Here is a 14,517-nt window from a genome sequence, read left to right as displayed (position 1 = left end):
TTTTCGTTTTTTAGTTGTCTTTTTATTGATAATTAATTGTTAATTTTTTGTGTATTTTTAACAATGGTTATACCAATTGCCCCTTTTAGGGTATGCTTGGGGGTCCTTTCGTTATAAAGCCCGCGCCATGCGGCTTATGTCTTAAAAAGCGACATAATTTGCAACACTTGTGACATGTGCGGCAGAACCCAGTAACACCTTCCTGACACAGGCCTAATGATGTTTACAGTAATGTAACCTTCCCGTAAAATGCCCCCACACTTTAAACGCCACCAGACTCCGTGGAATTGAGGTCGTTAAATGAGACTCGGGAAATACAATAAAAGTTTGGGATGGTTGTCATTATTCGCGGGCACTGTATTACTCAGTGGCTGCGATTCTGCACTACTAGACCCCAAAGGACAGATTGGACTGGAACAACGTTCACTGATTCTGACGGCATTTGGCCTGATGATGATTGTGGTTATTCCAGCCATTTTGATGGCAGTTGGTTTCGCCTGGAAGTATCGTGCGAGCAATAAAGATGCGAAGTATAGCCCTAACTGGTCACACTCCAATAAAGTGGAAGCTGTGGTCTGGACGGTACCTATTCTGATCATCCTGTTCCTTGCCGTTCTGACCTGGAAAACCACTCACGCACTTGAGCCAAGCAAACCGCTGGTTCACGATGAGAAACCTATTACCATTGAAGTGGTCTCCATGGACTGGAAATGGTTCTTCATCTATCCAGAGCAGGGCATTGCTACCGTGAATGAAATCGCCTTCCCGGCGAACACTCCGGTTCAGTTCAAAGTGACCTCCAACTCCGTAATGAACTCCTTCTTCATCCCGCGTCTGGGTAGCCAGATTTACGCGATGGCCGGTATGCAGACTAACCTGCACCTGATCGCGAATGAAGCAGGCACCTATGATGGTATCTCCGCCAGCTATAGCGGCCCGGGCTTCTCAGGTATGAAGTTCAAAGCTATCGCAACGCCAGACCGTGCCGCTTTCGACCAGTGGGTTGAAAAAGCGAAGCAGTCTACAAACACCATGTCTGACATGGCGGCGTTCGAAAAAGTGGCTACGCCTAGCGAATACAACAAGGTGGAGTACTTCTCTAACGTGAAACCAGATTTGTTTAAAGACGTTATTGGCAAATTTATGGATCACGGCAAGAGCATGGACATGACCCAGCCTGAAGGCGAGCACAGCGCGCACGAAGGTATGGAAGGCATGGACATGAGCCACGCGGAAACCGCTCACTAAGGGGCCGAGGAAGAAAATGTTCGGAAAATTGACACTGGATGCAGTGCCCTACCACGAACCCATTATCGTGGTTACGGTGGCTGCAATTATCATCGGTGGCGCAGCCTTACTGGGCTTGATCACTTACTTCGGTAAGTGGAGCTACCTGTGGAATGAGTGGCTGACTTCGGTTGACCACAAAAAACTCGGCATCATGTACTGCATCGTCGGTATCGTCATGTTAATTCGTGGCTTTGCGGATGCGATCATGATGCGTAGCCAGCAGGCGCTCGCCTCGGCGGGTGAAGCCGGCTTCCTGCCGCCGCACCACTACGATCAGATCTTTACCGCCCACGGCGTTATCATGATCTTCTTCGTGGCGATGCCGCTGGTTATCGGTCTGATGAACGTTGTCGTTCCGCTGCAAATCGGCGCGCGCGACGTGGCGTTCCCGTTCCTGAACAACCTGAGCTTCTGGTTCACGGTTGTCGGCGTTATCCTGGTTAACCTGTCACTGGGTGTGGGCGAATTTGCTCAGACCGGCTGGCTGGCGTACCCGCCGCTGTCGGGAATTGAGTACAGTCCGGGCGTTGGCGTCGACTACTGGATTTGGGCGCTTCAGCTCTCCGGTGTCGGTACGACCCTGACCGGTATCAACTTCTTCGTGACCATTATCAAGATGCGTGCCCCTGGCATGACCATGTTCAAGATGCCGGTATTTACCTGGGCATCTCTGTGCGCCAACATCCTGATTATTGCTTCATTCCCAATTCTGACTGTCACCATCGCGCTGCTGACCCTGGACCGCTACCTGGGCACCCATTTCTTCACGAATGATATGGGTGGCAACATGATGATGTACATCAACCTGATTTGGGCCTGGGGTCACCCGGAAGTGTACATCCTTGTTCTGCCGGTCTTCGGTGTGTTCTCCGAAATCGCGGCAACCTTCTCGCGTAAACGTCTGTTTGGTTACACCTCTCTGGTGTGGGCAACCGTCTGTATTACCGTTCTGTCGTTCATCGTTTGGCTGCACCACTTCTTCACCATGGGTGCGGGCGCGAACGTAAACGCCTTCTTCGGTATTACGACCATGATTATCGCCATCCCTACCGGGGTGAAGATCTTCAACTGGCTGTTCACCATGTACCAGGGCCGTATCGTGTTCCACTCAGCGATGCTGTGGACCATCGGCTTCATCGTGACCTTCTCCGTAGGTGGGATGACCGGCGTACTGCTGGCGGTACCGGGTGCTGACTTCGTGCTGCACAACAGTCTGTTCCTGATTGCGCACTTCCATAACGTTATCATCGGTGGCGTAGTCTTCGGCTGCTTCGCTGGCGTAACCTACTGGTGGCCAAAAGCGTTCGGCTTCACGCTGAACGAAAAATGGGGTAAACGCGCGTTCTGGTTCTGGATCATCGGCTTCTTCGTCGCATTTATGCCGCTGTACGTGCTGGGCTTCATGGGCATGACCCGTCGTCTGAGCCAGCAGATCGATCCGCAGTTCCACCCAATGCTGATGGTTGCAGCGGGCGGCGCAGTGCTGATTGCCTGTGGTATCGCGTCTCAGCTGATTCAGTTCTATGTGTCTATTCGCGACCGCGACCAGAACCGTGACCTGACCGGTGACCCATGGGGTGGCCGTACGCTGGAGTGGGCGACCTCTTCTCCACCGCCGTTCTATAACTTTGCCGTTGTGCCGCAGATCCATGAACGCGACGCATTCTGGGAAATGAAAGAAAAAGGTGAAGCGTACAAGCAACCTGCTCATTACGAAGAGATCCACATGCCGAAAAACAGCGGCGCGGGCATCGTGATTGCCGCATTCGCAACGGTATTTGGTTTCGCAATGATCTGGCACATCTGGTGGATGGCGATTGTTGGCTTCGCCGGCATCGTAATCAGCTGGATTGTGAAGAGCTTTGACGAGGACGTGGACTACTACGTACCAGTCCGTGAAGTTGAAAAGCTGGAAAATCAGCATTTCGACGAGATTTCTAAAGCGGGGCTGAAAAATGGCAACTGATACTCTGGCGCACTCAACTGCCCACGCGCATGCTGACCATGCGCACCACGATACAGGACCGATGAAAGTCTTCGGTTTCTGGATCTACCTGATGAGCGACTGCATTCTGTTCTGCTGTCTGTTCGCAACCTATGCCGTTCTGGTGAACGGCACAGCGGGCGGCCCGACCGGTAAGGACATCTTTGAACTGCCGTTCGTTCTGGTTGAAACCGCACTGCTGTTATTCAGCTCCATCACCTACGGCATGGCGGCTATCGCCATGTACAAAAACAACAAGAGCCAGGTTGTCTCCTGGCTGGCGTTAACCTGGTTGTTTGGTGCTGGATTTATCGGGATGGAAATCTATGAATTCCATCACCTGATCATGGAAGGTTTCGGTCCGGATCGCAGTGGCTTCCTGTCCGCGTTCTTCGCGCTGGTCGGTACTCACGGTCTGCACGTGACCTCTGGTCTGATCTGGATGGCGGTACTGATGTTCCAGGTATCCCGTCGCGGCCTGACCAGCACTAACCGTACCCGTATCATGTGCCTGAGCCTGTTCTGGCACTTCCTGGACGTGGTATGGATCTGTGTGTTCTCTGTTGTCTATCTGATGGGGGCGATGTAATGAGTCATTCAAACGATCATGGCGCTTCCCACGGCAGCGTAAAAACCTACATGACAGGTTTCATCCTGTCGATCATCCTGACGGTGATCCCGTTCTGGATGGTGATGAACGGTTCTGCGTCTAAGCCGGTTATCCTGGGCGCAATCCTGGTAACCGCTGTGATTCAGATTCTGGTGCATCTGGTTTGCTTCCTGCACATGAACACCAAGTCCGATGAAGGCTGGAATATGACGGCCTTTATCTTTACCGTGATTATCATCGCTATCCTGGTAGTCGGTTCCATCTGGATTATGTGGAACCTTAACTACAACATGATGGTTCACTAAGAGCGGCGAGTATGTTTAAGCAATACCTGCAAGTAACGAAACCAGGCATCATCTTTGGCAACCTGATCTCCGTGATCGGAGGGTTCCTGCTGGCCTCTAAGGGCAGCATTGATTACACCCTCTTTATCTACACGCTGGTCGGTGTGTCACTGGTTGTTGCGTCCGGTTGTGTATTTAACAACTACATCGACATGGATATCGACAAGAAGATGGAAAGGACCAAAAATCGGGTGCTGGTGAAAGGCCTGATCGCCCCTTCCGTCTCGCTGGTGTACGCCACCTTGCTGGGTATTGCTGGCTTTATGCTGCTGTGGTTTGGTGCTAACCCGCTGGCCTGCTGGCTGGGGGTGATGGGGTTCGTGGTGTATGTGGGCGTCTACAGCCTGTATATGAAGCGTCACTCCGTCTACGGCACGCTGATTGGTTCTCTCTCCGGCGCTGCGCCGCCGGTGATTGGCTACTGCGCAGTCACGAACGAGTTCGACAGCGGTGCGCTGATCCTGCTGGCTATCTTTAGCCTGTGGCAGATGCCGCACTCCTATGCCATCGCGATTTTCCGCTTTAAGGATTATCAGGCAGCGAACATTCCGGTTCTGCCGGTCGTGAAGGGCATTTCCGTTGCCAAGAACCACATCACGCTCTACATCATCGCCTTTGCTGTGGCAACGCTGATGCTCTCTCTGGGCGGCTACGCCGGGTATAAATATCTGGTGGTGGCGGCTGCAGTGAGCGTCTGGTGGCTCGGCATGGCGCTGCGCGGTTACAAAGTGGAAGATGACAAAGTCTGGGCGCGCAAACTGTTTGTGTTCTCGATTGTGGCCATCACCTCGCTGTCCGTGATGATGTCCGTGGACTTCATGGTGCCGGATTCACACAACCTGCTGACTTACGTCTGGTAAGCCAAAACAGGTGAATAAAGGGGTGCTTCGGCACCCTTTTTTATTCACTGAATCCATTAATAACGCATGTAATATTTGTTAAATAACCCTTTATTTACCCCGCCCCTTCCCCGCACTACACTATGGCCTGCTTTTGAACTGAGGTGGCAATGAACGATTATAAAATGACGCCGGGCGAGCTACGCGCGACCTGGGGTTTAGGGACTGTTTTCTCGCTACGGATGCTTGGCATGTTTATGGTCCTGCCTGTTCTGACCACGTACGGCATGGCGCTACAGGGAGCCAGCGAAGCGCTGATTGGTCTGGCCATTGGCATCTACGGACTGGCGCAGGCGGTTTTTCAGATCCCCTTTGGTCTGCTCTCAGACCGCGTTGGTCGTAAACCACTGATTGTCGGCGGTCTGCTGGTCTTTGTATTTGGTAGCGTAATTGCCGCCCTCTCCCACTCCATCTGGGGAATTATTCTTGGCCGCGCCCTGCAGGGCTCCGGCGCGATTGCCGCCGCCGTGATGGCGCTGCTGTCAGATCTCACCCGCGAGCAGAACCGCACCAAGGCAATGGCCTTTATCGGCGTCAGCTTTGGCGTGACGTTTGCGATTGCGATGGTGCTCGGCCCTATCATCACCCACAAACTGGGGCTGCACGCCCTGTTCTGGATGATTGCCGTGCTGGCGACCATCGGGATCGCGCTTACGCTGTGGGTGGTGCCGGACAGCAAAAACCACGTTCTGAACCGTGAATCCGGAATGGTGAAAGGCTGCTTCAGCAAGGTGATTGTCGAGCCGCGCCTGCTCAAGCTGAACTTCGGTATTATGTGCCTGCACATTCTGCTGATGTCCACCTTCGTCGCCCTGCCCGGCCAGCTTGCCGCTGCGGGCTTCCCTGCCGCCGAGCACTGGAAAATCTATCTGGTGACGATGCTGATCTCATTTGTCTCCGTGGTGCCGTTTATCATCTACGCCGAAGTGAAGCGCAAGATGAAGCGCGTTTTCGTGGGCTGCGTGGCGTTGCTGCTGGTTGCCGAGATCGTGCTCTGGGGCTCCGGCCCGCACTTCTGGGAACTGGTTGCTGGCGTACAGCTGTTCTTCCTGGCGTTTAACCTGATGGAAGCGCTGCTGCCGTCGCTTATCAGTAAAGAATCTCCGGCGGGCTATAAGGGTACTGCAATGGGCATTTACTCCACCAGCCAGTTCATCGGGGTTGCCATTGGCGGCTCGCTCGGCGGCTGGGTGGACGGCCTGTTTGATTCGCAAACCGTGTTTCTCGCCGGTGCGCTGCTGGCGATGGTCTGGCTGCTGGTTGCCAGTACCATGAAAGAGCCGCGCTACGTGAGCAGCCTGCGCGTGGAAATTCCGGAAGAGGTCGACGTCAGTGATGCGCTCAAACAGCGTCTGGAAGCAAAAGAAGGCGTGACTGAAGTGCTGATAGTTCCGGAGGAACGTAGCGCTTACGTTAAAATAGACAGCAAGGTGACCAACCGCTTCGAGGTGGAGCAGGCCCTGAAAGCTTAAAAAAATGCCCGGTTGAACCGGGCATTTTTGTCTTAATCGCGGAAGTTTTTGAACTGGAACGGCTGTCCCAGATCGCCGCCGCGGATCAGCGCCATCACGCCCTGCAGGTCGTCGCGAGATTTCCCGGTCACACGAATCTCTTCGCCCTGGATTTGCGCCTGCACCTTCAGCTTGCTGTCTTTGATGAGCTTCACGATCTTCTTCTGCACCGCGCTCTCAATGCCCTGCTTCAGCTTCGCTTCCACGAACCAGGTTTTGCCGCTGTGGACAAACTCTTCCGGCACGTCCAGCGAGGTACCTTCAATGCCGCGCTTTAACAGCTTGGCGCGCAGAATGTCGAGCAGCTGATTGACCTGGAAATCAGACTCGCTCAGCACCTTAATAGTCTTATTTGCGTCGTTCAGCTCAAACGTCGCCTCAACGCCACGGAAATCGAAACGTGACTCAACTTCACGGCTTGCGTTATCCACGCCGTTACGCACTTCCTGGATATCAACTTCGGAAACAATATCGAAAGATGGCATCTTTTCTTCTCCCTTCATTTTTGTTGCGTTGCATAATACCCGCAACAAGGCATAACTCAAAAGCATAGTCGACGGCGCTATACTTAGGCCGTAACACCTGGCGCAGTTGCAGGTGAGGAGGAACAATGAAAATTACAGTGCTCGGTTGCGGAGCCCTGGGTCAGCTATGGCTGACCGCGCTATGTAAGCACGGACATGAGGTACAGGGCTGGCTGCGCGTGCCCCAGCCCTATTGCAGTGTAAACCTGATTGATGAAGACGGAAGTATCTTTAACGAATCCCTTACCGCCAATGATCCTGATTTCCTTGCGCAAAGCGACCTGCTGCTGGTGACGCTCAAGGCGTGGCAGGTTTCCGATGCGGTAAAAGCGCTGGCCGCGCAGCTCCCCCCCACAGCCCCCATTTTGCTGCTGCATAACGGCATGGGAACCATTGATGAACTCAAGAGCATCACGCAGCCGCTGCTGATGGCCACCACGACTCAGGCGGCGCGGCGCGATGGCAATATCATCGTGCATGTTGCGAGCGGCGTGACCCATATCGGTCCGGCCCGCGAGCAGGACGGCGACTACAGTTATCTGGCGGACGTGTTACAGAAAGTGCTGCCAGACGTCGCCTGGCACAACAACATCCGCCCTCAGCTGTGGCGCAAACTGGCGGTGAACTGCGTGATCAACCCACTGACGGCGCTGTGGGACTGCCCGAACGGTGAGCTAAAAAACCATCCTCAGGAGATTGCCGCGCTGTGTGAAGAAGTCGCCTCGGTGATTGAACGTGAAGGCCTGCATACCTCGGCAGATGATTTACGTTATTATGTCGAGCAGGTTATTGATAGTACGGCAGAAAATATCTCCTCGATGCTGCAGGACGTTCGGGCTTTACGCCACACGGAGATCGACTACATCACTGGCTATCTGCTAAAACGCGCCCGCGCGCACGGCATCGCGGTGCCGGAAAACGCCCGACTGTATGACCTGGTTAAACGTAAGGAGAGTGAATATGAGCGCGTCAGCACTGATTTGCCTCGCCCCTGGTAGCGAAGAGATGGAAGCCGTCACCACTATCGATTTGATGGTGCGTGGCGGCATTAAGGTCACCACCGCCAGCGTCGCCAGCGACGGTAATCTGGCAATCACCTGTTCACGCGGGGTGAAAATCCTGGCAGATGCACCGCTGGTACAGGTGGCTGACGGAGATTACGACATCATCGTCCTGCCCGGCGGCCTGAAAGGTGCGGAATGTTTTCGCGACAGCCCGCTGCTGGTTGAAACCGTGCGTCAGTTTCATTTATCCGGCCGCATCGTCGCGGCTATCTGTGCCGCAGCAGGAACGGTTCTGGTGCCGCACGATATCTTTCCCATCGGCAACATGACCGGCTTCCCTGGGCTTAAGGATACGATCCCTGAAGAGCATTGGGTGGATAAACGCGTGGTCTGGGATCCGCGCGTCAACCTGCTCACCAGCCAGGGGCCAGGCACCGCGATTGATTTTGCGCTGAAGATTATTGACCTGCTTGTCGGACGCGAGAAAGCGTACGAAGTGGCATCGTCGCTGGTGATGCCAGCGGGGATTTATAATTATTACGAATAAAAAAGCCGGGTGGCGGCTGCGCCTTACCCGGCCTACAAATGCACGGTACCGTAGGCCCGGTAAGCGAAGCGCCACCGGGCGAGAAACTACGGGCGATACACCTTCACATTCGCAAAGCCCTGCTCGCGCAGATACAGCGCCTGCAGGCGGCTCATCACCCCGCGCTCACACCACAGCAGATACGTTTTGCTCTGGTCGAGATCGCCAAACTTGGTGCTCAGCTTGTAGAACGGCAGAGAAACCACGTCCACGCCTTCAACCTTCAACGGCTTGTCATCCTGCTCGTCGATAGAGCGGATATCCAGAATCGCATCGTTAGCACCGAAACCGCTCACGGTTTCCACTTCAACCACTTCCTGCTCGGTCTGCTGGGCAATCTCGCGGATATCAATGTTGGACGCTTCCGCCACCACTTTTTCCAGAATGCCGAAATCGAAGTGCTCTTCTTCCGCTTCGATCTTCGCCTTCACCGCTTTCACGGTTGGGCTTTTTGAGATCACGCCGCAGTATTCCGGCATGGTGCGGGCAAAATCTTCGGTGCCGATTTCGCGCGCCAGATCGATGATGTGCTCTTTATCGTGGGAGATCAGCGGACGCAGGATCAGCGTATCAGACACGTTGTCGATCAGACGCAGGTTGGTCAGCGTCTGGCTGGAAACCTGGCCCAGCGCTTCACCGGTCACCAGCGCCTGCACGCCGTAGCGTTCAGCCACTTTAGACGCCGCACGTACCATCATGCGCTTCAGCACCACGCCCATCTGGCCGTCGTCCACTTTTTCGAGGATTTCGCCGACCACGGGTTCGAAGTTGATCGCCACAAAACGCACGCGGTGGGAGCTGCCGAAGCGGTTCCACAGGTAATGCGCCACCTGACGAACGCCGATTTCATGCGCCGCGCCGCCCAGGTTGAAGAAACAATAGTGTACGCGACAGCCGCGACGCATCAGCATATAGCTGGAGACGCCGGAGTCGAACCCGCCGGAGATCAGCGACAATACGTCTTCCTGAGTGCCGATTGGGAAGCCACCGATGCCTTCATAGCGCCCTTTTACCAGCAGCAGGCGATCGTTTTCGATCTCCAGGTTCACGGTCACGTCCGGGTTGGTCAGACGCACGCGCGCCGTTTCGACGTGCTGGTTCAGACCGCCGCCCACGTAGCGTTCCACTTCAATGGAGCTGAATTCGTGCTTGCCGCGACGCTTAACGCGCACGCAGAAGGTTTTGCCTTCGATCTGATCGCGATATTGAACCAGCGCTTTTTCGAAGATGTCGTGCATATCGCTGAATGGAACATCTTCCACTTCAAGGATATGGTGGATCCCCGGAATACGGGTCAGCGCGTCGCGAATATCAAGACGTTTGTTTTCGTCTTTGGCGCGCACTTCCACGTGGTCCCAGTGACGCACCACGGCGAGCGTTTCGTCGTAGTGCTTTAATACGTTACGAATGTTCCCGGTGAGAATTTTAATAAAGCGCAAACGCACAGATTGGCTTTTGATGGTGATTTCAGGGAACAATTTAATGATAAACTTCATGGCGGCAATGTTTCTTAGGCAAGCGTATTAAGGCTTGTAATGGAAAATGATACAGCAGCCCACACCCGTGGCTGCATCCAGGCGCGCAAGTATACCACCATCGCGCCGCTCGCGTTATTTGATAATTGCCCCGAGTCCGTTACCATGATGGGGCGAAGAATATAAGAGTCAATTCACTATGCCGAAGAAGAACGACGCACCGGCCAGTTTTGAAACTGCGCTGAGTGAGCTGGAGCAGATAGTTACCCGTCTTGAGAGCGGCGATCTCCCGCTGGAAGACGCGCTCAACGAATTCGAACGTGGCGTGCAGCTGGCGCGCCAGGGGCAGGTTAAACTACAGCAGGCCGAGCAGCGCGTGCAGATCCTGCTTTCCGACAGCGAAGACGCGAAAACCACGCCTTTCACACCGGACGCCGAGTAAATGGATTTTGCTAACGCGCTTCAGGCGCGCGTTGTTCGCGCCAATGATGCCCTGCGCCGTTTCATTGAACCGCAGCCTTTTCAGAACACTCCACTGGTTGAAGCCATGCACTATGGCGCACTCTTGGGTGGAAAGCGCCTGCGCCCGTTCCTGGTGTACGCCACGGGGAATATGTTCGGTATCAGCGATAACACGCTGGACGCCCCGGCAGCCGCCGTGGAGTGCATCCACGCCTATTCGCTGATCCACGACGATCTCCCGGCCATGGACGACGACGATCTGCGTCGCGGTCAGCCAACCTGCCACATTAAGTTTGGCGAGGCGAATGCCATTCTGGCGGGGGATGCTCTTCAAACGCTGGCATTCTCGATTTTAAGCGATGCACCGATGGCGGAAGTGGCCGATCGCGACCGTCTGGCGATGGTCTCCGAACTGGCAATGGCCAGCGGCGTCGCCGGGATGTGCGGCGGTCAGGCACTGGATTTAGAGGCGGAAGGTCGTCAGGTTAATCTGGAACAGCTGGAGCGCATTCATCGCCATAAGACGGGGGCGCTCATTCGTGCAGCCGTTCGCCTGGGCGCGCTGAGCGCGGGTGAAGACGGGCGTAAAGCCCTGCCGATTCTGGACAGATACGCAGAAAGTATCGGTCTGGCATTCCAGGTTCAGGATGACATTCTGGATGTGGTGGGCGATACTGCAACATTGGGTAAACGTCAGGGTGCGGACCAGCAGCTTGGCAAAAGTACCTACCCCGCCCTGCTGGGTCTTGAGCAAGCCCAACGTAAAGCCCGGGACCTGATAGAGGATGCCCGCCAGTCGCTAAATCAGCTGGCCGCGCAATCGCTGGATACCTCGGCACTGGAAGCGCTAGCGGACTACATAATCCAGCGTGATAAATAAACAACCTATCTCGATGAGCCTTTGATGAGTTTTGATATTGCCAAATACCCGACACTGGCGTTAGTTGACTCCACCCAGGAGTTACGCCTGTTGCCGAAAGAGAGCCTGCCGAAGCTGTGCGACGAACTGCGTCGCTACCTGCTCGACAGCGTTAGCCGCTCCAGCGGCCATTTCGCCTCCGGGCTTGGCACGGTTGAGCTGACCGTGGCGCTGCATTACGTCTATAACACGCCGTTCGATCAGCTTATCTGGGACGTAGGCCATCAGGCCTATCCGCACAAAATTCTGACCGGTCGTCGTGATAAAATTGGCACTATTCGCCAGAAAGGCGGCCTGCACCCGTTCCCGTGGCGCGGTGAGAGCGAGTATGACGTGCTGAGCGTCGGTCACTCCTCCACCTCCATTTCAGCGGGTATCGGTATTGCCGTTGCCGCAGAAAAAGAGAACAAACAGCGCCGTACCGTCTGCGTGATTGGCGACGGGGCGATCACTGCGGGTATGGCCTTCGAGGCAATGAACCACGCGGGTGATATCAAGCCGGACATGCTGGTTATCCTTAACGATAACGAAATGTCGATCTCCGAGAACGTGGGTGCGCTGAATAACCATCTGGCACAGCTGCTTTCCGGCAAGCTTTACTCCTCGCTGCGCGAAGGCGGCAAAAAAGTCTTTTCCGGCGTACCGCCGATTAAAGAGCTGCTCAAGCGTACCGAAGAACACATCAAAGGTATGGTGGTGCCGGGCACGCTGTTTGAGGAGCTGGGCTTTAACTACATCGGCCCGGTTGACGGCCACGACGTACTGGGGCTGGTGACCACGCTCAAGAACATGCGCGACCTGAAAGGCCCGCAGTTCCTGCACATCATGACCAAAAAAGGGCGTGGCTACGAACCGGCGGAAAAAGATCCGATCACCTTCCACGCGGTGCCGAAATTTGACCATACCAGCGGCTGTCTGCCAAAAAGCAGCGGCGGTATGCCGAGCTATTCGAAAATCTTCGGCGACTGGCTGTGTGAAACCGCGGCCAAAGACAACAAGCTGATGGCTGTGACGCCCGCCATGCGTGAAGGCTCCGGCATGGTCGAGTTTTCCAAAAAATACCCTGACCAGTATTTTGACGTCGCCATCGCCGAGCAGCATGCGGTGACGTTTGCGGCGGGTCTGGCGATCGGTGGCTACAAGCCGGTGGTGGCAATTTACTCCACCTTCCTGCAACGCGCCTACGATCAGGTTATTCACGACGTTGCCATCCAGAAGCTGCCGGTGCTTTTTGCTATCGACCGCGCGGGCATCGTGGGTGCCGACGGCCAGACGCACCAGGGCGCATTTGATCTCTCTTTCCTGCGCTGCATCCCGGACATGGTGATCATGACGCCGAGCGACGAGAACGAATGTCGCCAGATGCTGTTTACCGGTTACCACTATCAGGACGGTCCGAGCGCGGTTCGCTACCCGCGCGGCAATGCCCTGGGCGTTGAACTTCAGCCGCTGGAAAAACTGGCGATCGGTAAAGGCCTGGTGAAGCGTCGCGGTGAGAAAGTGGCGATCCTGAACTTCGGCACGCTGATGCCGGAAGCGGCAAAAGTGGCCGAAACGCTGAATGCCACGCTGGTGGATATGCGCTTCGTTAAGCCGCTCGATGAGTCCCTGATCCTGAGCATGGCGGAAAGCCACGACGTGCTGGTGACGCTGGAAGAAAACGCCATCATGGGCGGCGCGGGCAGCGGCGTAAACGAGGTGCTGATGGCAAACCGTAAAGCCGTTCCGGTGCTGAACCTCGGCCTGCCGGATCATTTCATTCCGCAGGGTACCCAGGACGAAGCCCGCGCGGCGATTGGTCTGGATGCCGCAGGTATCGAAGCCAAAATCCGCAGCTGGCTGGCATAACCCCTCCCCCTTTTCCGCTCCTGCTATGCTTAAACCTCATGTTTAAAATAGCAGGAGCGGAACCGTGCAATACACTACGTTAGGAAAAACGGACCTTAAGGTTTCCCGACTTTGCCTGGGCTGCATGACCTTTGGCGAGCCGGATCGGGGAAACCACGCCTGGACGCTGCCGGAAGAGAGCAGTCGTCCGATTATCAAACGCGCCATTGAAGGCGGCATTAACTTCTTTGACACCGCCAACAGCTACTCCGACGGCAGCAGCGAAGAGATTGTTGGCCGCGCTCTGCGCGATTTTGCCCGCCGTGATGACATCGTCGTTGCCACCAAAGTCTACTATCCGTCAGGCGATCTGACGGAAGGCCTTTCTCGCACGCAGATCCTGCGCTCTATTGATGACAGTCTCAGACGCCTGAACATGGATTACGTCGACCTGCTGCAGATCCACCGCTGGGATTACAACACCCCCATTGAAGAGACCCTTGAAGCGCTGAACGACGTGGTGAAAGCCGGTAAAGCGCGCTACATCGGCGCATCGTCTATGCACGCGTCGCAGTTTGCCCAGGCGCTGGATCTCCAGGCACAGCACGGCTGGGCACGCTTTGTCACCATGCAGGATCACTACAACCTGATCTACCGTGAAGAAGAGCGCGAGATGTTGCCGCTGTGCCATCAGAAGGGCGTGGCGGTGATCCCGTGGAGCCCGCTGGCGCGCGGTCGACTGACCCGTCCATGGGGCGAAACCACGGCTCGCCTGGTATCGGATGAAGTGGGGAAAAATCTCTATAGCGGTACAGAAGCCAGCGATGCGCTGATTGCCGAGCGTCTGGCAGGCATTGCCGACGATACCGGTGCAACCCGCGCCCAGGTGGCGCTGGCATGGCTGCTGAGCAAACGCGGGATTGCCGCACCGATTATCGGCACGTCGCGGGAAGAACAGCTTGATGAACTGCTGAATGCGGTGGACATCACGCTGACGCCGGAGCAGATTGCCGAGCTTGAGACGCCGTATCAGCAGCATCCGGTGGTGGGGTTTAAGTAAACACTCGCCGGGTGGCGGCTTC

General features: G+C 55.4%; 14 protein-coding genes. 12 read left to right on the top strand and 2 right to left on the bottom strand.

Going from position 1 to position 14,517, the window contains the following annotated elements; genetic code table 11:
- Positions 1 to 300: 300 nt before the first annotated feature.
- The 6 genes from cyoA (at position 301) to HV355_RS19640 (ending at position 6,599) form a co-directional block, all read left to right on the top strand.
- Positions 301 to 1,248 carry a cytochrome o ubiquinol oxidase subunit II gene (cyoA, locus tag HV355_RS19665; RefSeq protein ID WP_089600911.1) on the top strand — a complete coding sequence of 316 codons (948 nt, stop codon included), beginning with the start codon at positions 301 to 303 and terminating at the stop codon, positions 1,246 to 1,248.
- Between the two features lie 16 nt (positions 1,249 to 1,264).
- Positions 1,265 to 3,256 (top strand): cytochrome o ubiquinol oxidase subunit I, encoded by a 1,992-nt coding sequence (cyoB, locus tag HV355_RS19660; RefSeq protein WP_089600909.1) that lies wholly within the window; start codon positions 1,265 to 1,267, stop codon positions 3,254 to 3,256.
- A complete protein-coding gene (locus HV355_RS19655) occupies positions 3,246 to 3,863 on the top strand; it encodes a cytochrome o ubiquinol oxidase subunit III (protein ID WP_100167123.1) in 618 nt (205 codons plus the stop codon). The genes cyoB and HV355_RS19655 overlap by 11 nt, the downstream gene beginning before the upstream one ends.
- Positions 3,863 to 4,189, top strand: a complete 327-nt coding sequence (locus tag HV355_RS19650; protein WP_006809888.1) for a cytochrome o ubiquinol oxidase subunit IV — start codon at positions 3,863 to 3,865, stop codon at positions 4,187 to 4,189. Before HV355_RS19655 ends, HV355_RS19650 begins: the two co-directional genes overlap by 1 nt.
- 11 nt (positions 4,190 to 4,200) lie before the next feature.
- Positions 4,201 to 5,088 (top strand): heme o synthase, encoded by an 888-nt coding sequence (gene cyoE, locus HV355_RS19645; protein WP_010428092.1) that lies wholly within the window; start codon positions 4,201 to 4,203, stop codon positions 5,086 to 5,088.
- A 149-nt stretch (positions 5,089 to 5,237) separates the two neighbouring features.
- On the top strand, positions 5,238 to 6,599 hold the full coding sequence (locus HV355_RS19640) for an MFS transporter (RefSeq protein WP_182403112.1): 1,362 nt from the start codon (positions 5,238 to 5,240) through the stop codon (positions 6,597 to 6,599).
- A gap of 32 nt (positions 6,600 to 6,631) precedes the next feature.
- Here HV355_RS19640 and HV355_RS19635 read toward each other — a convergent pair whose 3' ends face one another.
- Positions 6,632 to 7,123, bottom strand: coding sequence for a YajQ family cyclic di-GMP-binding protein (locus HV355_RS19635; protein WP_042320808.1), 492 nt, complete (start codon positions 7,121 to 7,123; stop codon positions 6,632 to 6,634).
- A 125-nt stretch (positions 7,124 to 7,248) separates the two neighbouring features.
- Between HV355_RS19635 and panE the strand changes: the two genes are divergently transcribed.
- Together panE and yajL are read left to right on the top strand one after the other, a co-directional pair.
- Positions 7,249 to 8,160 carry a 2-dehydropantoate 2-reductase gene (gene panE, locus HV355_RS19630; protein ID WP_182403110.1) on the top strand — a complete coding sequence of 304 codons (912 nt, stop codon included), beginning with the start codon at positions 7,249 to 7,251 and terminating at the stop codon, positions 8,158 to 8,160.
- Positions 8,123 to 8,713 carry a protein deglycase YajL gene (gene yajL, locus HV355_RS19625; protein ID WP_109082404.1) on the top strand — a complete coding sequence of 197 codons (591 nt, stop codon included), beginning with the start codon at positions 8,123 to 8,125 and terminating at the stop codon, positions 8,711 to 8,713. Before panE ends, yajL begins: the two co-directional genes overlap by 38 nt.
- A gap of 86 nt (positions 8,714 to 8,799) precedes the next feature.
- Here the strand turns inward: yajL and thiI are convergent, their stop codons facing one another.
- Positions 8,800 to 10,248, bottom strand: a complete 1,449-nt coding sequence (gene thiI / locus HV355_RS19620; RefSeq protein WP_108415709.1) for a tRNA uracil 4-sulfurtransferase ThiI — start codon at positions 10,246 to 10,248, stop codon at positions 8,800 to 8,802.
- 178 nt (positions 10,249 to 10,426) lie between these two features.
- On the opposite strand from thiI, the gene xseB reads away from it, so the two are divergent.
- The 4 genes from xseB to HV355_RS19600 all read left to right on the top strand — a co-directional run bounded on the left by xseB (position 10,427) and on the right by HV355_RS19600 (position 14,495).
- Positions 10,427 to 10,669 carry an exodeoxyribonuclease VII small subunit gene (gene xseB / locus HV355_RS19615; protein WP_003859094.1) on the top strand — a complete coding sequence of 81 codons (243 nt, stop codon included), beginning with the start codon at positions 10,427 to 10,429 and terminating at the stop codon, positions 10,667 to 10,669.
- The gene (ispA, locus tag HV355_RS19610; RefSeq protein ID WP_108415707.1) at positions 10,670 to 11,569 is read left to right on the top strand and encodes a (2E,6E)-farnesyl diphosphate synthase; all 900 of its coding nucleotides are present in this window, start codon (positions 10,670 to 10,672) and stop codon (positions 11,567 to 11,569) included.
- A gap of 24 nt (positions 11,570 to 11,593) precedes the next feature.
- On the top strand, positions 11,594 to 13,456 hold the full coding sequence (dxs, locus tag HV355_RS19605; RefSeq protein ID WP_010428079.1) for a 1-deoxy-D-xylulose-5-phosphate synthase: 1,863 nt from the start codon (positions 11,594 to 11,596) through the stop codon (positions 13,454 to 13,456).
- A 64-nt stretch (positions 13,457 to 13,520) separates the two neighbouring features.
- Positions 13,521 to 14,495, top strand: a complete 975-nt coding sequence (locus HV355_RS19600) for an aldo/keto reductase (protein ID WP_120159551.1) — start codon at positions 13,521 to 13,523, stop codon at positions 14,493 to 14,495.
- Positions 14,496 to 14,517 lie beyond the last annotated feature (22 nt).

Source organism: Enterobacter sp. RHBSTW-01064, assembly GCF_014103035.1.
In the GTDB taxonomy this organism is placed as follows: Bacteria; Pseudomonadota; Gammaproteobacteria; order Enterobacterales; family Enterobacteriaceae; genus Enterobacter; species Enterobacter mori.
Note: the sequence above shows the minus strand (reverse complement) of the source record. Positions and strands in the feature narration are given on the sequence as shown.